Origin of the sequence: Okeania sp. KiyG1 (assembly GCF_014132355.1) — a bacterium.
Taxonomy (GTDB): Bacteria; Cyanobacteriota; Cyanobacteriia; order Cyanobacteriales; family Microcoleaceae; genus Okeania.
Genome location: NZ_BLZO01000176.1, coordinates 1 through 21,681 on the forward strand (window position 1 = coordinate 1; position 21,681 = coordinate 21,681).

Below are 21,681 nucleotides of genomic sequence, written 5' to 3' on the forward strand. Positions count from 1 at the left end.
AAACCTCTCTTTCGCTGACTCAAATGCTTCCTGCATCACACCTTGAATTTTCTCTGGATCTGGTTTTTTCCCACCCATCAAATCTCCAAAATAAACACAAGCACTTTCACCTAACGCCCAAGTATATGCAGCCGCCCAAGAAGCTGCGATCGCGCTACCAAATCCTGGTATAAATTTCACTAACTCTCGTCCCACTGCTTGAGCAACAAAACCTCCACCAATAACGCTAACAACTCCTCCTGCTTGAGCTGGCGATATTGTTTGCCCATACAAATTTCCTAATAAACCTACCATGGACACTTGCAAAGCTGTTAATACTGGCATTGTGGCAAAAGGTAGAGGTACTGCTGCTGCGGTGGCTGCCATAATAGTAAATGATAAAATATAACGTCGCCCCACGTCTCGATAAATATTGCCCAGTTGTTTGCTTGCTTGTTCGTCTAATAATTGATAAATTGTTCGTGCTTCTGCTTCTGGAAGTAATTCTGCTAAACTATCTCGAAAGGCTTCTAGACCATAAAATACAGGATTGTAGTCATCCTCTTCTAGGGTAAAATCTATAAGTACAGAGCGATCGCTCAATTTCTCAAAATTTTCCTGAATAGCAGTAAAAGCACGGTTGATTTCTTCATACTCTGGCGGGTATTCGGGATGGTTATCAGTAGGGTTAGGATAAACTTCATGGAGACAAGTTACTGCTAAAAGACAGGGAATATTTGGATATTCTTGTCGCAACTGTTCTGCTATCTGTCGTAATGTATCGGTAGCAAAATCATTGATTTTTACGGTCAAAATCAAGATTCTGGCGCGGTTACTTTCTTGTTGTAACTCTCCGAGGAGTTCGTCAATAATAACTGGTGTTTCCTGTTTGACATCTCCCAACCCCACAGTATCAGTGAAAATCAACAATGGCAAATCGTCCGAGGGATAAGCATAACGTTCGGTATGTTGGGTATGAGGGCGAAATCCTTGGCCGACTATTTCTGGGGAAACTCCTGTTAAAGCACGCACGATGGAACTTTTACCTGCTTGGGGTTTACCTATTAATAGTGCTTCAGTGGTGGGAAGTTCGGCGCGTACTTTTGTTAATATTTCGGCTACTTTGGCTTCATCAACGCTAAACCATTCTACTAATGTTTGTGCTGCTCGGTCTACAGGTAACAGTTTCATTACACGGTTGCTGGTATCATTCCAAACTTCAGCGATACGATTTTTCCAAGAGTCTGTTTTTGATTCTGTTTTTACATCTTCAGTCGGTTGAGCGGACTGTTCAGAATTAGGTGTTGGGGAGTTAGTATCAGGTTGTTCAGTCATTGTAGTTCAGTTATCAGTTATTCAGTAGCTCCAGAAATAGGGAGGGGGAGACAAGAAAATCCGAAATTTCCTTAAAGTTAAGTAGCCAAGGGAATATGATTTCTTTGAAACAGGACTTACGCAGAGACTCTAGATATAGATAGGGCGAATGCCATTCGCCCCTACATATTGCGTTTTCAAGGTTAATTTGCGTAAGTCCTGTGAAACTAAGAATTTAAGATACTTTCTGTTCCCTACTCCCTACTCCCTACTCCCTATTTAAGATAAATTTGCCGTAATTGATCGATAGTTTCCACAGTTTTGAGAGAGGTCAGAATTGTTTCTAATACCTGAATATTTTCAATAGTTTTAATCTCGGAAAATATCTCTTTTCCTAGTTCTCCAAATTTCAATTCTAATCCGATTTCTATTCCAGAAAGTATTCCAGAAACTATTCCTCTTTGTTCACCACGTTGTTGACCAATTTCAATTCCACGTTGTTCACCACGTTGTTCGCCAATTTCAATTCCCTCTTGTAAGATTTGTTGATACCAAGGAGATTGTTGTAATACTGCCATATCCCACCTCATTATTTGTTGTATTATTTCCGTTTTTAACACAAATGTAGCAAAAAATGCGAGTAAATTTTCTAATTCTAAGAGTTGTTCATCCTCTCGCAAAAGTTGCAATGCTTTTCTCACAGTTGCTTCTTTTCCTCCACCTTTCAGAATAGGAATAAAAGGAAGTAAGGAGGGAAGTGGTTGTTGAAAAACTGCTTCTGCTTCTACTTCCCAGAGGTTAATAACTCGATAGTTTTGATACGCCCTCACATCGAGAAATTCTGATTTATAACTGTTGACTATTTTTGTCTTTGGACTTGGTTGGAGAATATTAACTAATACAGGATAAACAGGTTTTTTGTACTTTTCTTCTGCTAATGCTGCATAAGCACGCATCCGACGTGGCATTTCTGTATCATACCTTAATTGGATTTCATTGAGAACCATAAATTCTCCATGTTCTGGAGTTGAAACACTCACTAAAACATCTCCTTCTCGACTTAACCATTGGAAGTCTGAAGAAGCTATTTCTTTGACGGTAACATTGGCAATTCCACTCACCCATTCTACCCAACGACTGGGGGCAATTCCAATTATACGTTTACTACTAATATCAACCTTTTTTGTCTTTTTTGTCATTGATGAAGTTGAGTAATTTCTGTATGTTGAACTATGAAAACTGATAACTGATAACTGAAATGACTGGGGGCAATTCCAATTATGCGTTTACTACTAATATCTACTTTTTTATTTACTTTTTTTTTAGTCATTGTATAAAGTTATAGCAATTTTTTAATCTGTGAGGTACAGATATTAGATCCCCCCTAACCCCCCTTCTTAAGGGGGGAACTTCAAAGTCCCCCTTAAGAAGGGGGATTTAGGGGGATCGTAGGTGTACTTCATCGATGAGAGCAATTCCAATTATGCGTTTACTACTAATATCTACTTTTTTATTTACTTTTTTTTAGTCATTGTATAAAGTTATAGCAATTTTTAATCTGTGAGGTACAGATATTAGATCCTCCTAACCCCCTTCTTAAGGGGGAACTTCAAAGTCCCCCTTCTTAAGGGGGATTTAGGGGGATCGTAGGTGTACCTCATCGATGAGAGCAATTCCAATTATGCGTTTACTACTAATATCTACTTTTTTATTTACTTTTTTTTAGTCATTGTATAAAGTTATAGCAATTTTTTAATCTGTGAGGTACAAATATTAGATCCCCCCTAACCCCCCTTCTTAAGGGGGGAACTTCAAAGTCCCCCTTCTTAAGGGGGATTTAGGGGGATCCTAGGTGTACCTCATCAATTCGATAATTGCTATAAGTAATTTTTGTCTCTTGAAAATTATCATAATGAACTTTTTACCTAAAATTGACGCACCTAAATAAGAAATCGGGTTTGTTAAGGAAATGTCGTGTTTTGAACAAATAATCAGAGAAATAAACCCGGTTTTATCCTGACTCCTGACTCCTGACTCCTCAAACCCTATTTACTCTTTTGCCAATCTTCTAACGCTGCAATAACAAAGCTACTAGCAGGATGATTTAGGAATTGTTCAAAGGCAGCAACTCCACCTACTTTTATCGCATTGAATATTCTTTCTGCTCTAGTTGAATTATTATCAATTTGTGTAATTACTTCTTCAGCAATTTTTATTTTGCCTGGCATTGTATCTGACGGGTAAGTTTTATCAAGTTGCTCTAATAATTCTTGAATTTCTTTTGCTGCTTGTGCTAAATTTTGTTCTTGAGATTCGTGAATTGTATGAGCAATTTTTGCAGAGTCTTTAATTTCTCCTCCGCTACCAGCTAAACCAGTAATTTCTCCTCTGTTGCCAACTGCTCCATGAATTTCTTGAGCATGAATTTGGTCTCCACTACTTCCTGACATAATTAAATCTCCTTGATTACTATTTTTTTCTATATTAACACTAGGGCGATTAACTGCTGCACTTAATACGCCTTTATACCATTGAATATCTTTTTCTCTCTCTGCTAATACTGCCCGAAGTTGTTCTGCTGAAAGTGCTTTTAATTTGTTATAAGTATCGAAATATTCTTTATCTAAAACTGAATGGTTAGCTTCAGGTGTAGTGTCAGCTCTAATCAATAATTTGTCATTATTTTCCCCTCTAACCTCCATAGAACGCATTTTTATTCCTGCTTCTGGATGGTCTTTTTGTAGTTTCTCAAATGAATATGCAGCTATTCGGGGGTCTACTCCTTGATTATGATAAAGGTCTAAGGTATTTACTAAAGGTTTGAGAAACTCTGCAAACTCCCCTTCTTCAAAATTTTTATCTTCATCGGCAGGTTTTCGGCGCACACGCTCATCCAAACTTTCTTCTGGTGGAAGTTTGAGAAAGTCTGGTCGTTTATCTGGAGGGAGACGCATATAAACATAATCGCATTTGATACCGTCTAGTTTGGTTGTGGTTGTTATCCCCCAGTCCTCAAGAAAAGCTCCGGTTAAGGTTGCTCCTGTGAGGTCAGTTTGGTCTAAAAATGTTCCTACTAATTTGGCACGAGAAAGGTTTGCATCTTGAAGGTTAGCTGAGTTGAGGTTCGCTTCTATGAAACTGGCATTAGTTAGGTTTGCTCCCTGGAGATTGATTCCTTGAAGATAGCTTAAGCGATTTAAGTTGATGTTTTCACCTTGACCAGTTTTGACTAACTCTCTGACTTTGGCATCTTTTAGATAGGTTTCTCCTGGTCGTATGCGGTCTAGTTTTATGGTGTTTTTCCAAATAGTGCGGGTTATGTTAGCTCCTCTAAAATCTGTACTTTTTAGAGTAGCATTAGTGAAGTCAGCATCAGTTAAATTTGCATCTCTGAAAGAGGTTCCACCTATGGCAGCAAAGGCAATAGCTATGCTACGAATTAGAGAGTATTTTTCATCTTCTTTCATTGCTCGATAAGCAACGTAACTACTTAACAATGTCTGGAATAAGGCTATGGTTAGAGCTACAGATCCAGCTCTAGCTCTAGCTGCGACTACAGTTACAGCTACAGTTGCGACTATGGCTATGGCTACCGCTCTGCCTACGGTTACTACTCCGGCTACAGTTATGGCTCCAGCTACAGCTCCAGCTACAGCTACGGTTCCAGCTACGGCTGCAGCTCCGGGTCCAGCTATCGCTCCAGCGATGATTCTAAGTCCGGCCACGGCTACAGCTACAGCTGCAGCTATGGATGCGACTACAGCTGCAGCTAGGGTCGAGTTTTCTATTCTGCTACGAAGAAACGTTATCCAGAATACAATAATTACAGTTAAGGATACCAAACCAGAAATTTGATTATTGACGACAGTTCTTGGATTAAATCTTGGATCAAACATTGGTAATATATAAACTGAAGCGAATGCATTCAAATAAGCGGATATACCAAGTAAAACAAATACACCAACAAGCAAAATTACCACCCAACGCTTCTGTAACCCTGCCTTAGCTCCACAAAACCTAGCCCTTGTTAGAATTGCCCCACGAAAATTAGTACCCCGAATATCAGCAAAACTGAAATCTGCATCAGACAAATCTTTTCCCTTAAAAGACAGACCTCTAAGATTAGCTCTTTGGAAATTTCGTTCACCTTGTTGATATAGTTGCAATATTTTACGTTGACACCGATTCATATTTTTTATCTATTAAAAGAATTTAGAAAATGGGGTGATGGGGCGATCGTGGCAAGACACTGATTATGGCACGGATACACGGATTAAGAGTTAGTCCAGTAGTGGACTGACACACCTTAAATGAAATGTTGCATCTGTATCTAGCCCTGAGTTCGGTATTATTAACCAACAACTGACAACAAAGCCACTGATAACTGAAATATCCATCCGTACATCCGTGGCCAAATCCCTGTCTAGCCCCAACTTTATACACAAACGCGCCCCAACGGACATGATAGAATTCTAAATTCTAAATTCTAAATTCTAAATTCTTAAAGATTTCACCATCAACATAGACTCAGACTGAAAACCTAACTTGTGGTAAAGATTAAGAGCTGGTTGGTTAGAGACAAATACTTGCAAACCAATTTGCCGATCGCCCCTAGCTTTTGCCCAATTTTCTGCATGAGTAACTAAAGCTGAACCGATACCAAGTCGCCGATGGGGTGGGGACACATACAATAGAAATATGTGAGTTACGCGATCGCCCTCTACCTGGTCTATAGCATTCCCCAACCACAGACAACCTATTGGTGAAGTTGCTGGTTTATCCATAACCTCAACCCACCAAATAGGAGTTTGAGTTGACAAGTAGCGATCGACTGTTTTGGCAAGATGGCTAAAATTTTGCTCTGGAAAAAGTTCTTGATAAGTCCGATGCATAAATTTAACCAGCATTGCTCTATCTATACCCGAACCCTTACGAAGTTGGTAATTTGGAATTAACTTGCTAACCACTGAATATTACGAGAAATGAACATTGGGTATGGATAGCATTGCTTCTTCTTGAGGAGAAATTAGTTCCTCTGTGGGAGCTGGTGCTGCGAGGTCGCCTGGTAAAAAGATACGAGCGCTGACTGCTACCATAGCGAGTAAAAATATGACTACAACTATGAATGGAGCAATATATTGACGAAAAATTTGCATGGTTTTTGTTTAAGTATTAAATAAAGTACGAATATCAGTACTTGTGCAATAAGGAAGCTACGAAAATACTGAATCTTCTTTTTTCTTAGTCAGGATTTACGCACGGACAGTAAATCAAGTGAAGGCGAATGTCATTCGCTAACGCAAAATTTATATGTCACAGAGCGTTAACGGAGTTGTGCGACAGCAAAACGCCCCTACATATAGCATTTCTCATAATTTATGAGGTACATTTATGATCCCCCTAAATCCCCCTTAAAAAGGGGGACTTTGAAATCTCCCCCCTTTTTAAGTGGTTCCCCCCTTACTAAGGGGGGTTAGGGGGGATCTAAAACTGTATCTCACCAACGCCGAAAAATGCTATATCGCGGAGCGACAAAAACTTTCTCCTTCTCCTCCTCTTCTTTCTTCCCTCCTGACTCCTGACTCCTGACTCCTGACTCCTGTAAGGGCGTTTTGCTCCGCAACATATAAAGCGGAGCTTTGCGGAACGCAAATGCCATTCGCCCCTACACTCCTGACTAGATAAAATCATCATCATCTAATCCTGGTCTTGGCATTGGCAGAATTTTTGATTTATTGAGCTGTCGCAACCAAACCCAACCGAGTACTCCCATAATTAGGAAGATCCAACCAATGTTTGGCTTGAGCAACAAAAAACCACCAGTTGCCAAGAGTGCCCCAAATAATAATAGTATAGATGCTAGTACTTTTTGTAAATCTTTTCCTAAATCCTGTGCTGGAGATAAACCTGTTTTCATCCTTTGCTGTTTCCAACCAGGGCCACTGGGAAGTGTTCGTCGATAAAATTCTTCTAAAGTTGCATCAGACTCTCGTGGGGTGAGAAACATTGCTGTTACCCAGAGTAATGTTACGGTGGTGGTAATAAACATAATTCGCAAACCAAAGTCTTCTATTTTGAAAGCAGGAACTAAACTTGTTGTCATCCCTACAAAGAAACTGGCGACAATAGCGGTTAATTCTGCTGCTGCATTTACCCGACACCAAAACCAACGTAAAATTAATACTAATCCCGAACCTGTTCCGATGGCTATTACTAATCTAAATACTGTGGCTACATCTGTTGCTAAAAATGCAGCAATTCCTCCTAAAACTGTTACTAATAGAGAGGAAAGTCGCCCTACTAAAACTAATTGTGGTTGAGTGGCATCGGGTTTAATAAATCTTCTATATAGATCGTTAGTAATAAAGGAAGCTCCCCAGTTAATAGAGGTAGAAACTGTACTCATAAATGCTGCGACTAAAGAGGCAACAACTATACCTAAAATTCCTGGGGAAAGAAAGTCAATCATTAATTTGGGATAACCCAATTCTCGGTCTTCTAAATTAGGGTAAATTACAATGGATGCTAGAGCTACTAAAATCCAAGGCCAGGTTCTAATAACATAGTGCATGATATTAAATAACCAGGCTGCTTTTTCTGCTTCTGTTTCATTTTTAGCTGCTGCAAATCTTTGTACAAATTCTCCACCTCCATCACTCCTTCTCCAAGACCACCATTGAAGGGCAATATAAGCAAAAAATGTACTGGCTGTTATGCCTGCTGTTTTACTAAAACTAATCAAAGTATCGCCATTTTTACCAATAGTTAAAGGTGAAAGGGATAAAATATCTTTGTCTGGCATTACTTGAGGAACTTTTGTTATTAATTCTTGGATGCCACCCACACTATTAACAGCAAAAAAAGCGACAATTATTGCTCCAAATAGTGCTAGGAAAAATTGGAAAAAGTCTGTGGCAACTACTCCCCATAAACCGGATAAACCTGCATAAATTAAGACAAAAATACTGACGCCAATAACGCTTAGTAATTTGAGATTATTTTCACTAGCATCAATGCCTAAATTTTGCCAAATTTCTAATGCTTCGACAACTTTAACCATAGCTAACATAGCATAACCAATGGCAATACAATTCATGGGAATAGCAAAGATAAAAGCTTTAACTCCCCGGAGAATAGCAGCCATATTTCCACCGTAACGAAGTTCAGTTAATTCTGCATCAGTAATAACTTCGGAACGTCGCCACATTCTGGCAAAAATATAAATCATTATTACATGGGAAATACCAAAAATCCACCATTCCCAATTACCAGCAATTCCTCGGTTAGCTACAACTCCAGTAATATAGAGAGGAGTATCTATAGAGAAAGTTGTCGCTGCCATACTTGTACCAGCTAACCACCAAGGAAGCGATCGCCCAGAAACAAAGAAGTCTGCTAAACTTTTTGAACCTTTGCGAGAAAGATATAGTCCCATCCACATTGTTAAGATGAGGTATATTAAAACAATCAGCCAATCAATTAGTTGCATAAATTTGTGTTTAATTAGGAATCTGTGTGTGTGTGACTGTTTTTTTTAGCACATAGTTTCAAGCTTAAGAATATCATGGATTTTTATAGATAAATTTACTATTTATGTTATTTAGATATAATTTTTTATGCAAAGTCAGCAAAATATTAGGATTTTTCTCTGTAGAGCTTTTTAGTAATACCAATTTCATAAAATATTGCTACAGTAGCGACACAGGGAACAGGGAACAGGGAAAGAAAAACATAAATATTAAAGAAGAAAAAAAGTGGAAATTTTATAATTTATGGAATTTATAATTTTTTCTTTTAGGAATAAATCACAAATTAAGATGTAACTGCCTTTTTTAAATTTGGTATAAGTAGGTAATTCAACAATTAATAATTAATAATTAATAATTAATAATTAATAATTAACAATTACCTCTGCTTTAAAACGCATAGGATTGACTAAAAGGAAAAAATTATTCTCAAAGAGAATATTTCATATTTCAAGCCTCTTTATTGTAGAGGTACTAATAACTGTTAACGCAGTTGCTCCGCTAGGAGGTTAACTGATAACTGAAATGACCTGAACAATGGCAAAAAAAAGGAAAAAAAATGGAATTATAAAGCAATATTAGTCGAAGGTTAAATGTATTAGGGTTTCTGAAATTGAAGAAGGTAGTTGTAACTGAATTGACTTTATATAGCAATCAGGAATCAGATGTGAGAATTGAGGTGTTCCTTTAAAGCATAGAGTATAGCAGTTTTCTTATTCTTATGTATTCGTTTCTTGCCTCCATACCTATTCCCTATTCCCTCCATACCTAGAACAAAAGTCTCTAATATCTCACAACTAAAATCATATTGCTATAGCAATTTTATATGAGGCTGTACAGAATTATGAAATTTATTAACTTGTCTATCTCAATCTACAGTAAACTATGATTAAAATATTATCCTATGCAATTTTTATTAATTTGGTGTTCAACCTTTGTTTATACATATTGATCATGAAAATACTCTCAAAATCTTAACTCACTTATGGTATCATTGTTGGGAAGGATCTACACAAGTAATAATTTACAAAATAATGAGCTTACTATGTAGATAATACTATCACTTTATTAGAATTAGTTAAATGAAAAAAATAATAATTGTAGATAATGAGCCAGATATGGAGTATTTATTCAGTAAAAAATTTAGAAAAGAAATTAGATCGGGTTCTCTGAAATTTATTTTTTTATCTCAGCAATTGAAGCACTCTCATACCTGGATTGTCAAGAAAATGATGCCATAGATTTAATTATATCTGATATCAATTTACCTACAATAAATGGCTTAGAAATGCTCAAAAAAATCAAAGAAAAAGACAAGAAAATCAAAGTTTTTATTTTAACTGCCCACGGTTATGATGAACACTACATAATTGCCCAAAAATATGGTACAGATGATTATCTAGTCAAACCAATTGATTTTGAAGAAATAAAACAAAAATACTTGAATTATAAGACAAAAAATAAATCCTAAAAATCATGTTATCAAAAATACTTGTAGTTGATGACGAACCAGATCTACAATCATTAATTTGCCAAAAATTCCGGAAGAAAATTATACAAAAAGAATTTGAGTTCCTGTTTGTTTCTAATGGAATAGAAGCTCTAGAAGCTATTAAAAATGAAACTGATATAGACCTAATACTTACTGATATTAATATGCCGAAAATGGACGGTATAACTTTATTGAAAAAGCTATCAGAAAAACCAAATAAAACAATTAAAACAGTAATTATTTCTGCTTATGGGGATTTGAAAACTATTAGAACAGCTATGAATCTAGGGGCTTTTGATTTTTTAACTAAACCCCTAGATTTACATGATTTAGAAATTACTCTTAATAAAACACTCAAAGCTGTGCAAGAGGAGAAAGAAGCACAAAAGCAAAAAAAATTAGCAGAACAAGCTCATGCAGAATTATTAGAACAACAGGCATTGCGTAAAAGTGAAAAAAGATTTAGAGCATTAATTGAAAATTCTGTAGATCTAATTATGATTTTAAATCCTGATGGAAAAATGATTTATTCTAGTCCATCAGTCCAAAGATTTTTAGATAATTTTAATCAAAATAATTTTAATATATCAATTTTCAACATTATCCATGCTAACGACCGCCAATTAATCAAACATATTTTACAAAAAACAGTTGAGAATCCAGAAGAAAAACAGTATGTTAATGAACTTAAAATCATCAACAAACGAGAAGAATCACAAATATTTGAAGCAGTATTCACTAACTTGATATTGGACGATAATATAACAGGAATTATAGTTAATTGTCATAATATTACAGAAAGAAAAATAGCAGAAGAAAAATTAATCTATGATGCTTTCCATGATTCCTTAACTAAATTACCAAATAGGGCATTGTTTATGGACAGATTATCTCATGCTTTTTCTAGATACAAGAGATATAATCAATATCAATTTGCCGTGATTTTTATAGATTTAGATAGATTTAAAATAGTTAATGATAGCTTAGGGCATTTAGCTGGAGACCAACTAATTATTGAAGTGGCAAATCGACTCACAAAAGATATGCATTATAATGATACTGTAGCGAGAATGGGAGGAGATGAATTTGCTATCTTATTAGAATATATTAAATCTCAAGATAATGCTAAATATATAGCCCAAAGAATCCAAAAATTGCTACAGTTATCATTTAAAATAAATAATCAAGAAGTTTATACCAGCGCAAGTATTGGTATTGCTTTTCCCCATCAAGATTATCAAAATCCTACAGATATTCTCAGAGATGCAGATACAGCCATGTATCGTGCTAAAACTCTAGGAAAAGCTCGTCACGAAGTATTTAATCCATCAATGTATGCCGATAATTTAGCACAACTTAAGTTAGAAATGGACCTTCGACAAGCGTTAAAATTTAGTGAATTAGAGTTATATTATCAACCAATTATTTTATTAGAAACAGGTTTACTTTGTGGCTTTGAAGCATTACTAAGATGGAAACACCCCCAGCGAGGAATAATTTCTCCCAATGAGTTTATTCCTATTGCAGAAGAAACAGGATTAATTGTACCAATTGGTTGGTGGACTCTAGAACAAGCTTGTAAACAAACTTATGATTGGCAAAAACAATTTTCTCTCCAGCCTTTAACTATTAGTGTTAATCTTTCTGGTAAACAATTTTCTCAAGCTCAACTGGTAGAACAAATTGATGAAATCTTATCTTATACTTGTTTAGATTATCATAGTCTCAGATTAGAAATTACTGAAACTACAATTATGGAAAATGATAAAATTGTTATGGAAATATTATCCAAGTTAAAAGGGATGAATATACAGTTAAATATTGACGATTTTGGTACTGGTTATTCTTCATTAAGTCGTCTACGAAATTTTCCCATTGATACTTTAAAAATTGACCGTTCTTTTGTGATGAGAATGGATAGTGAACCAGAAAACTTAGAGATTACTAAAGCAATTATTAGTATGGCAAAAAGCTTAGAAATAGATGTCATTGCTGAAGGTGTAGAAACGGCTACTCAACTGGCTTTGTTAAGAAAACTCAAGTGTCAATATGGACAAGGATATTTTTTTTCTAGACCTGTTAACAGTTCCCAAGCTACTAATTTAATTGCAGCAGCTAAAATATGGTAAAATTCAATTTATCCCACTTAGTTTTTTGACTATATTTGAAGAAGGAAGAAGGAAGAAGGAAGAAGGCAGAAGCGGTACGACCCAGCGTCGGCGTAAGACGCAAGGGAATGCTGACCAAGAGAGGGAATGGGCACTCCTGTGAGGCAGAAGGGAAGATTTCTTATGAATGGTCTTCGACACGCTACTTCACCCTACTTCGTATCTTATAACCCCCAAACAATTTTAAATACCCCCGTTTACGGTGGGTATTAAACCCGCAAAAGAAAAGATAATTCTAACTTAAAAGATAATTCTAACTTAAATGAAGTTATGCCAGCAAAAATACTGGTTGTGGATGATGAAGAATCCTTTAAACTAATCATAAACCAAAAATTTAGAAAAAGAATTAGGAAAAAAGACCTGCAATTTATTTTTGCTTCTAATGGTTTAAAAGCTCTGGAAAAGTTACAATCTGAACCAGATATAGATATTATATTGACTGATATTACTATGCCAGAAATGGATGGTATTACTCTACTATCTACCCTTTCTGATATTCGTCATCCTACACTTAAAACAGTAATTATTTCTGCTTCTAGCGATCTGACTATTGTGAGAAAAGCAATGAATCTAGGAGCATTTGATTTTTTAACTAAACCCATCAACTTAGATGATTTAGAAATTACAATTAACAAAACTATAAATCATGTTCAACAGTTAAAAGATGCACTCCAACAAGAACATTTAATAGAAGCAGCTCAACAGTTATATGAAAGTGAAAAAAGACTAGAAAAATTTTTAGAGACTTTGCCAGTAGGAGTCTTTGTAATTGATGCTGATGGTAAACCTTTCTATATTAATCAAGCTGCAAAAAATATTTTTGGTAAAGGGATAGTAGCTGAAACTACTCCAGAGCAAATTCCTAAAATTTATCATATTTACTTAGCAGGAACAGAACAATTTTACCCTATTGAACAACAGCCAATTTTCAAAGCCTTGAAAGGGGAAAATTCTACAGTTGATGATATGGAAATTCGTCAAGGAGAAAAAATCATACCTGTAGAAGTATCAGCAAGTCCAATTTTTGATGATCGTGGTCAATTAATCTATGCGATCGCCACTTTTCAAGAAATTACAGAAAGAAAAAAAGCAGAAGCAGAAATAATTCAATTTACCCAACAATTAGAACTCAAAAATACTGAATTATCTAAACTTAATCAAAGCTATAGTCGGTTTGTGCCTAAACAGTTTCTCCGTTTTTTAGGCCATGAAAGTATTGTAGAAGTTTCTTTGGGTGAATCTGTACAAAAAAAAATGTCAATTTTATTTTCTGACATTCGTGCTTTTACTACTCTTTCAGAAAGCATGACTTTATCAGAAAACTTTAAATTTATTAATGCTTATCTTTCTCGTATGGAACCATTAATTACTGCTAATTATGGTTTTATTGATAAATATATTGGTGATGCTATTATGGCACTATTTGGTCGGTGTCCTGATGATGCTGTCCAAGCTGCTATAGGGATGCTTTCAGAACTTAATCAATACAATATTATTCGCAATAAATATCAGAAAATACCTATTATGATTGGTATCGGAATTAATACAGGTTCGTTAATGTTAGGAACAGTAGGTGGTACAAACAGAATGGATACTACTGTCATTAGCGATGCTGTAAATTTAGCTTCTCGCCTGCAAGATTTAACTAAAGTATATGGTGCTTCTTTAATTATTAGTCAAAAGACCTTTATTGAGCTTAAAGATTATACAAAATATAACTACAGATTTCTTGGTAAAGTTAAAGTCAAAGGAAAAAAAGATGTTGTATCTTTGTTTGAATTTTTTGATGCAGACCCCCCAGAAATAATCGAACTTAAAAAACAAACTAAAACATTATTTGAAGCAGGAGTTATCAAGTACTACTCTCAACAAATAGAGGAAGCTACTCAAATATTTCAGGAAATTATTAATTTAAACCATCAAGATAAAGCTGCTTATTTCTATCTCGAGCTAGGGAATAGGGAATAGAGTTTAATAATTAATAATTCTGGTTTAAAGCCTCCCCTTTTAAGGGGAAAAAAGAAATAATATTTCCTTATATTCAATCCTCTCGGTTTTAACCAGAGGTAATTATCAATTATCCATTATCAATTATCAATTAATGAATTTAGCTATAAAATACCGATACTACCGGACATGATATGAATAATTAATAATGAATAATTAATAATGAATAATTAATAATTAGGGCTTGCGTTCATAAAACTAAAAGTCAGAATAGCTAAGGTAATGGAGATTTTTATGCTCAGTTTATCTCCTAGTTATTTGCTCTTATATCACTTTGAAAAAAGAATGCTACAAAAGGGTAGAGTTTGATCGGATATGCTTAAAAATAGCTTCTCAAGTTCATTTTAGATATAAATATCTATTGTTTTTCCCTTTTTTTCAATATTTTTACCCTCTTCCTTCTTCCTTCTTCCTTCTTTCGTACGGACTATGCAACATCCCTACCATTTGTAACAAACATTTATCACGCTTGGTATTATTAGCATCAATTTACTGAAATTTTATGCTGAAATTCAAGAAAATTTCTTCACATAAAATGGCCGAAACCTTTGTCTGTTCCTCCCATCTCCGCGTCCCCGTTTCCTACCCCCACAACCAATTTTTTCAGCCAACCCTAATTACCTCATTTTCAAATTTTCTAGTGGTAAATGGTAAAGCTTCTGCTATATCTTTAGCTCAACCTCCATCCCTAAAACTGATAGAGACTTTTCAAAGAAAGTCCCTACTATTTTGCAAGTTAGTAAACTCTAATCACTACCCAAAAGACTTACTAATAAAGCTTTTTGAGCGTGCATCCTATTTTCTGCTTGGTCCCAAACTCGCGATCGCTCTCCTTCTATAACTCCATCAGTAATTTCTTCATCTCGATGAGCTGGTAAACAATGCAACACGATCGCATCATCTGCTGCACTTTCTAGCAACTTTTCATTTACCTGATAGGGTTGAAAAATAGGTATTCTATTATTAGCCTCTTCTTCTTGTCCCATACTGGCCCAAACATCAGTATAAAGGACCTGAGCGTCCTTAACTGCCACTTGAGGATCTTCAGTAACTATCACTTCACTATTACCATTAGTAATAGCCTTTGCTTGCTCCACAATTTCCGCATTTGGTAGATAATTTGGTGGAGTTGCTATCCTGACATTCATCCCTACCATTGCACAACCTAACAGTAAAGAATTTGCCATATTATTACCATCACCAAAATAACTTAAAGTTAATCCATCTAGTTTGCCAAAGCATTCTTGAATAGTCAATAAATCAGCCATTACTTGACAAGGATGTTCCCTATCTGTCAGAGCATTAATGACAGGAATTTGAGTATAACTTGCAAAAGTTTCTAAATCTTTTTGCTCAAAAGTCCTAATAGCTAAAATATCCAAATATCGGTCTAAAACTCTAGCAGTATCAACCAAAGGTTCCCCACGACTAACTTGAGTAACATTAGGATTCAAATCAATAACTTGACCTCCCAATTGATACATTGCCACAGTAAAACTTACCCTAGTTCGTGTCGAAGCTTTAGAAAATAATAGCCCCAAGACTTTATTACATTTGAGATTTATTTTACCTGATTTAAGTTTGGCTGCCAGTTGTAAAAGTTCTTTTAATTCATCAGAACTCAAATCTGCTAAACTTAATAAATTTCGTCCTTTTAAACTATCCATAATTTATCGCTAATGTCAGGTTTCCAATTATATAGTAATCCTAAATTGGTTGTGACAATTTTTATATAGTTTTTCTCAAGTTACTGAGGTACAGTTGTTTTTCTTCTTTTCTATTCCCTATTAGGGGGAAAGAATTAATAATTTCTGTGGGATTATTGATTTTATTTTTTATTATTGGAGAAGTCTAATCTAAACTGAAATGACCATACTCCCTAACTTAAAATCATTTTTTAGTCTACTTACAGTAGATTCCGTGGTAATGAGGTACAATTTAAGATTGGGATATTTTTTGTCTATTCCCTGTTCCCTGTTCTCCATTCCCTAAAACCATAAATATGATTCATTTTGGCAATTATTTGAAATTATCAAACCCCATAAAAAGTATTGTAAGCATTCAGCTATTAGCTGTCAGCTCTCAGCAAAAAAAAAGGTGGTTTTAATGAATATAGACTGTTTCAGCTAGCTTTTATAGTAAGTATAAATTCTGACTCAATTAGTAAAGCTTTTATCTAAAATTAAAAGCAATAGCTGATTGCTGAAGTCCGCAGGTCCGACCACAGGAGGCTAGCTGACGGCTGTTTGCGCAGCAGTCCGCAGGAAATGCTTACAAAGTATTTACCTTAGGAAGCTAACTGATAACTGATAACTGATAACTGATAACTGAAATTACCAAGGACTACTAATAAGAGTAAATCCTGACCAATAGAAAGGATGAGAAAAATCCGTTTCTCCCAATATTTGTAAACTCTTAGGTAAAGGAATTTCTCCTCTAGAAAATTTCAATTTTTCCCTCGTTAAATACACATCTCCTTGAATCATTTTAATTTGAGTTTGTCTGATTGTTTCGGCTTTAGTTGTTGCTGTTTTTAACTGTTCATAAAATTCACTCATTAAAGCTAAAGTCCCAAGGTCATTAACGTACCACAAACTTGCTAGTGCAGATTGAACTCCCGCTTGTAAAGCTAATCCGGCAAAACCTAACTCCACATCTCGATCTCCAACGGCTGTTTTACAAGCACTTAAAACTAATAATTCAGCAGGAGGATCGTTCCAACGAATCTCTTTAATTTCGTCTAAATGGAGTTGAGTATCCCAAAGTTGAATATAAGACTGTTCGGGTTTTCCAGGTTTAAATTCTGCATGAGTTGCTAAGTGAATAATATTAAAAGATTGAGAAGAAAGTTGATTTTTTAAGTTTTTTAAGGTGAAGTCCTGATTCAGAAATAACTTTCCAGGCCAACCTCTAGAAATATTTTTAGCTGAGATATTTTCTCTGAGGTTTCTATCAACAATTGTTGAGAGTTCAATTGGAACAGCAGGTAAAGGATTTTGGGTAGTAAATTCTGAAGCACCCATTGCCAAAACTCTGGCTTTTTGAATGGGAGTATAATTGGAGTCAATTAAATTAAATGCAGGAATAATTGCTAGACTATATTTCTCTACTAAAAATTGTTTTCCATCATGTAATGCTGCTATTGGTAGAGTACGCAAACCTGTTCCTAAACAAAACAATATTGTGTCTATTCTTTCTTCTTGAAGATTGGCTTCAAAGGGTTTAATTATCGATTGATAAAGTTGTTGAGCCAGACTTAAGTAAGAATTTGTGAAAAGCGTCTGAGGATTGGTAATTTCATTATGAAATAATTTGACTTTACCAATGAGACTTTCGCGTTTGAGGGAGTCAATATCTTGAACTAAAGGTTTTTTTCCAGGAGAAATCAAAACTAAATGTAAATGTTCTGGTTCAGGAATTGCCCAAAATACCGCAGGTCTTATATTATTTTTTTGCTAATTTCTAACAATTTTTGAGCAATGTCATCACCCGCTTTTGAAACTTCTGAAATTTCTCGATCAAAATAATCTTCAAATTCTTTTTCCAGCCTTTCTTCCATTTTCATAACTTTTTCTGATAGAGTCAGATTAGAACTCATATTGTATCGGTCTGTCTGACTTACATTGATGTCTTCAGAAAGGATTTTTTCTGAATTTAAACTAAGCATAATAATCAGGGAAAGAATCAACCAAAAAATTGCTAGACTAACTTTGTATTTGCTCTTAGGAGAGAAGAATTTTCGGAACATATAATACTTGGTTTAATGAATTGAATATTTCAAACTATCTTTAAGGTTTTTACCTAATAATCAAGGTTTAAAGCCTCTCCTTTAAAGGAGAAAAAATAAAAAAAAATCCTACCGCGTTAATCATCTTATTTTCAAGGATAGGTAATTATTAATTATTAACTATACAGTGAAAATCTCTTGGAATAACTATTGCCAGCTAAGACTATTAGTGGTCTAAATCAAATACTTCTTATTCATAAATGTAAGTACTATAAGCCTTTTCCAGTAATATTTTCAGTATTCAAAAAAACGTTTTTGGGATAAGTTTGTACTCTCCAATTAATAATTAATTGTTGAAGCACCCTTGGAAAATAATATTAACACAGTAGGGAAGTATATTTGCTGGCACATTCCGGATATTGCATAGATGATTAAATTCCTACTCTATCTACTCTCCTCTCTCTTATTTTACCGAATAATTGAGATTTAAAGCCTCTCCTTTAAAGGAGAAACAAGCCGTCGAGGGATGGCTAGATATCCTCGTCATATCCAATCGACCAAGAGAAGAAAAAAATTTTCATTATTAGTCAATCCTCTTCTTTTCAAGAAGATGTATTTGTTAATTATTAGACTTGTCGCTTTATAACTTAAAAAACTCCCAAAAACCTTGTTATGTAAGGATTGTAGCTATTGAGAGTCAAAAATGCTTAGAATTATTGCTCTGTCTAGGTTAGAGCGATTTTTTCCCTCTATTTAGCGACAACTCTATTAATTATTAATTGTTGAATAAACCCATCCACGGCGATAGTTATAGTAGAAGGAAGAAAGAAGAAAGAAGAGGAAAAAAACTGGTGTTTTCTGAGTTTTGAGCTTTTGATATATATATCCTAAACCTTTCCTTCGACGGCTATAATACCAAGTTGAAAAAGAATATTACAAATAATAAGCAGTATTAAAATAATTTATAGGAAATATCTATTAGACGCAAAAGATAAATTACTACATAAAAATATGAACTATAACTCAGTTTATATTTCTTTTTACTAACGATAATTTGGGATTTTTTTGTGTGGATACTTCAGTCTAGTTAGAATCGATTGACCAAAAAATAAGGTCTCAACCCTCCCCTTGGCTGCGCCGCGAGCTAGCGCTCTACAAGGGGATAAAAAAGCGGTCGTTTGCTTTGCAACGCTGGCGCGAAAAGCGCAGCTTCCCGAAGGGTGGGATGGCGAGGTTTCCTCGCCATATCCAATCGACCAAGAAAACATAAAATTCAATATTTTAAGCCTCCTTATTGCAGAGGTACTGATAACTGGTAACTGATAACTGAAATGACGTGGTATTCTATTTAAGACAAAATAAATATTTATATAAAAGAATGACAAACATTACTCCCACAGAAACTACTCCTAAATTGCTAGTTGTCGCTACTGGTAATCCAGGAAAAGTTCAAGAAATACAGGAATATCTAGCAGATTTGAATTTACAATTACAACTAAAACCAAAAGATTTAGAAGTTGAGGAAACTGGGGAAACTTTTCTAGCTAATGCTCGCCTCAAAGCAACTGAAGTGGCCAAAGCTACTGGAAAATGGGCGATCGCTGATGATTCTGGATTGGCAGTAGATGCTTTGGATGGCAGACCAGGTATTTACTCTGCTCGTTATGCTCCTACTGTTGCGGAACAAATAGAGCGAGTATTAACAGAATTGGGGGATAACTCAAATCGTCAGGCACAGTTTGTCTGCGCTCTTGCCATTGCTAGACCAGATGGCACAATTGCATTAGAAACAGAGGGAATTTGCCGTGGAGAAATTCTATATAGTCTCCGTGGGAATGATGGGTTTGGTTATGACCCCATTTTTTATGTTCCTTCACAAGGGAAGACTTTTGCGGAAATGTCTGCTGAAGCGAAGCGATCGCTCTCTCATCGTGGTCAAGCTTTTCAAGTATTACTGCCTCAGATGAAAGCTATTTTTGCCTAGTTTTCCAGGATACTATTTCTTTGATTAGCAGGGAAAGGAAGAAGGAAGAAGGAAGAGGGAAGAGGGAAGAGGGAAGGTGCAGGAAGGCCAAAGTTAAGAGCCAGAAAAAACTTAAATTTCCTATATATATTCATATATTCATGCTTGGGTTTACACAAACGATTGCTTTCGGACATGATATCAAAGGAAATTTTTTCTTCTCTTAGTCTCATGGATATGTCGAGGAGACCAGCTCTTGACAGAGCCGCTCCGCTTTATATCATGTCCGGATAATTAGCGATCAAAAAAACTTTCTCCTTCTTTCTTTCTCCCCTCCTGACTCCTGACTTCCCCTCCCCTCCCAGGAGGGGTTAGGGGTGGGTTGGGAGGGGAGGGGCGAGGGGTGGGTTGACTCCTGAGGACTCCGTCGTTATTTATTTATAACTGTTCAACCGGACATGATATTATATGTTGCGGAGCAAAACGCCATCCCACCCTACGGGAAGCTCCGCTACGACCGCTTTTTATCCCCTTAAAAGGGGAGGCTTTATACCACAATTTTTCGGTAAAATCAATGTTAGCGTTTGCGTAGCATGACCTAGGAAAGCTTTGCGTTAGCAACAGAAAGAGTTTGGGCTATATTTGGGGTTAAAAGTTGTGTAAGTCCCGTTAATAAATAAGGAGTATATATGAACGGATACTATACATAATATAAGCAGGACTTACGCAAATTCTTAGACAATACGCTATCGGTAGGGGTTAACGGCCGTTAACCCCTACTATATATGGCGCTTGGTGCGTAAGTCCTGATAATATAAGGTGACAATTTCTAATTTGTCTACCGATATCTAAAAAAATCAGTCTATTGAATGCTGGTTTATGTGGGCCAAATTTAATTCTGGTACTTTTATAGTGTGATAAATACGGAAACAAAATTTTGAGTTTGAAGAATTAATTAGGAAAGACAATACACCACTAAGACAAATAAAGAAAGAGAAAAATATGAATATCAAAGCTATTGCTCTGGCGTCTGTTATTGGTTTATCTACTCCTGCGATCGCAGATATTGCCTTAAATTCTCATAGTGCTTCTGCAATGCCTACCGACTTTGTCCGTCCAACTGGAGCTTTCATGGATAATAGCGAAAATTGGGTTGTTTGGCTGAAATTAGATGAGTTCGGAAACTATACCTATGAAGCTCAATCTCGAAAAACTGGCGCAACTCTTACTTTGAAAAATGCCTCAATTACAGGGAATAACCAACGCTATACTTATACCTTTAGAAATGGAAGTCATAAATATATTATTGCTCACCGACCTAAAGATCCGTCAATCATCCGCCTGACTGTTGTCAACCCACAAGGATATGTAATATTAAACCGCCTGATGGAAAAGGTTGGTAATGATTGGGATGTCTAAAAACAATTTCTCGGCGTTGGTAAAGCGCGTGCATGATATTAATCTTAACTACTTAGGAGTCAATCCACCCCTAACCCCTCCCTGGA

17 protein-coding genes are annotated in these 21,681 nt (G+C 35.6%); 6 read left to right on the top strand and 11 right to left on the bottom strand.

The window, feature by feature from the left end:
• From SAGCYANO_RS38570 to SAGCYANO_RS38600, 8 genes are all read right to left on the bottom strand, one after another.
• Nucleotides 1-1,314 (bottom strand): GTPase family protein (locus SAGCYANO_RS38570; protein WP_202224861.1); only part of this gene is annotated, 1,314 nt, incomplete at its 3' end.
• Between the two features lie 254 nt (nt 1,315-1,568).
• Entirely contained in the window at nt 1,569-2,492 is a 924-nt protein-coding gene (locus SAGCYANO_RS38575; protein WP_202224862.1) for an Rpn family recombination-promoting nuclease/putative transposase, read from the bottom strand.
• Entirely contained in the window at nt 2,489-2,623 is a 135-nt protein-coding gene (locus tag SAGCYANO_RS48570; RefSeq protein ID WP_255502868.1) for a hypothetical protein, read from the bottom strand. The genes SAGCYANO_RS38575 and SAGCYANO_RS48570 overlap by 4 nt, the downstream gene beginning before the upstream one ends.
• A gap of 715 nt (nt 2,624-3,338) precedes the next feature.
• A complete protein-coding gene (locus SAGCYANO_RS38580; RefSeq protein WP_202224863.1) occupies nt 3,339-5,483 on the bottom strand; it encodes a pentapeptide repeat-containing protein in 2,145 nt (714 codons plus the stop codon).
• A 303-nt stretch (nt 5,484-5,786) separates the two neighbouring features.
• Complete coding sequence (locus SAGCYANO_RS38585; protein ID WP_375340080.1) at nt 5,787-6,200, bottom strand: GNAT family N-acetyltransferase; 414 nt, start codon at nt 6,198-6,200, stop codon at nt 5,787-5,789.
• Nucleotides 6,201-6,266: 66 nt separating this feature from the next.
• Nucleotides 6,267-6,449, bottom strand: coding sequence for a hypothetical protein (locus SAGCYANO_RS38590; protein WP_202224865.1), 183 nt, complete (start codon nt 6,447-6,449; stop codon nt 6,267-6,269).
• A gap of 341 nt (nt 6,450-6,790) precedes the next feature.
• Complete coding sequence (locus tag SAGCYANO_RS38595) at nt 6,791-6,952, bottom strand: hypothetical protein (protein ID WP_202224866.1); 162 nt, start codon at nt 6,950-6,952, stop codon at nt 6,791-6,793.
• Nucleotides 6,953-6,970: 18 nt separating this feature from the next.
• Complete coding sequence (locus tag SAGCYANO_RS38600) at nt 6,971-8,782, bottom strand: sodium:solute symporter family protein (RefSeq protein WP_202224867.1); 1,812 nt, start codon at nt 8,780-8,782, stop codon at nt 6,971-6,973.
• Nucleotides 8,783-10,077: 1,295 nt separating this feature from the next.
• Here SAGCYANO_RS38600 and SAGCYANO_RS46675 point away from each other — a divergent pair.
• The 4 genes from SAGCYANO_RS46675 (at nt 10,078) to SAGCYANO_RS38615 (ending at nt 14,447) form a co-directional block, all read left to right on the top strand.
• Complete coding sequence (locus SAGCYANO_RS46675) at nt 10,078-10,290, top strand: response regulator (protein WP_375340081.1); 213 nt, start codon at nt 10,078-10,080, stop codon at nt 10,288-10,290.
• Between the two features lie 5 nt (nt 10,291-10,295).
• On the top strand, nt 10,296-12,440 hold the full coding sequence (locus tag SAGCYANO_RS38610; protein WP_202224868.1) for an EAL domain-containing protein: 2,145 nt from the start codon (nt 10,296-10,298) through the stop codon (nt 12,438-12,440).
• Complete coding sequence (locus SAGCYANO_RS46680; protein ID WP_237397103.1) at nt 12,418-12,582, top strand: hypothetical protein; 165 nt, start codon at nt 12,418-12,420, stop codon at nt 12,580-12,582. The genes SAGCYANO_RS38610 and SAGCYANO_RS46680 overlap by 23 nt, the downstream gene beginning before the upstream one ends.
• A gap of 167 nt (nt 12,583-12,749) precedes the next feature.
• A complete protein-coding gene (locus SAGCYANO_RS38615) occupies nt 12,750-14,447 on the top strand; it encodes a response regulator (RefSeq protein WP_202224869.1) in 1,698 nt (565 codons plus the stop codon).
• A gap of 785 nt (nt 14,448-15,232) precedes the next feature.
• On the opposite strand, the gene argF is transcribed toward SAGCYANO_RS38615, so the two are convergent.
• From argF to SAGCYANO_RS46685, 3 genes are all read right to left on the bottom strand, one after another.
• Complete coding sequence (gene argF / locus SAGCYANO_RS38620; protein WP_202224870.1) at nt 15,233-16,153, bottom strand: ornithine carbamoyltransferase; 921 nt, start codon at nt 16,151-16,153, stop codon at nt 15,233-15,235.
• A 666-nt stretch (nt 16,154-16,819) separates the two neighbouring features.
• Nucleotides 16,820-17,875, bottom strand: coding sequence for a CHAT domain-containing protein (locus SAGCYANO_RS38625; protein WP_237397104.1), 1,056 nt, complete (start codon nt 17,873-17,875; stop codon nt 16,820-16,822).
• Between the two features lie 50 nt (nt 17,876-17,925).
• Nucleotides 17,926-18,153 carry a hypothetical protein gene (locus SAGCYANO_RS46685; RefSeq protein WP_237397105.1) on the bottom strand — a complete coding sequence of 76 codons (228 nt, stop codon included), beginning with the start codon at nt 18,151-18,153 and terminating at the stop codon, nt 17,926-17,928.
• A 1,438-nt stretch (nt 18,154-19,591) separates the two neighbouring features.
• Here SAGCYANO_RS46685 and rdgB point away from each other — a divergent pair.
• On the top strand, nt 19,592-20,197 hold the full coding sequence (gene rdgB, locus SAGCYANO_RS38630) for an RdgB/HAM1 family non-canonical purine NTP pyrophosphatase (protein WP_202224871.1): 606 nt from the start codon (nt 19,592-19,594) through the stop codon (nt 20,195-20,197).
• A gap of 981 nt (nt 20,198-21,178) precedes the next feature.
• Nucleotides 21,179-21,595, top strand: coding sequence for a hypothetical protein (locus tag SAGCYANO_RS38635; protein WP_202224872.1), 417 nt, complete (start codon nt 21,179-21,181; stop codon nt 21,593-21,595).
• The last annotated feature ends 86 nt before the right edge of the window (nt 21,596-21,681 follow it).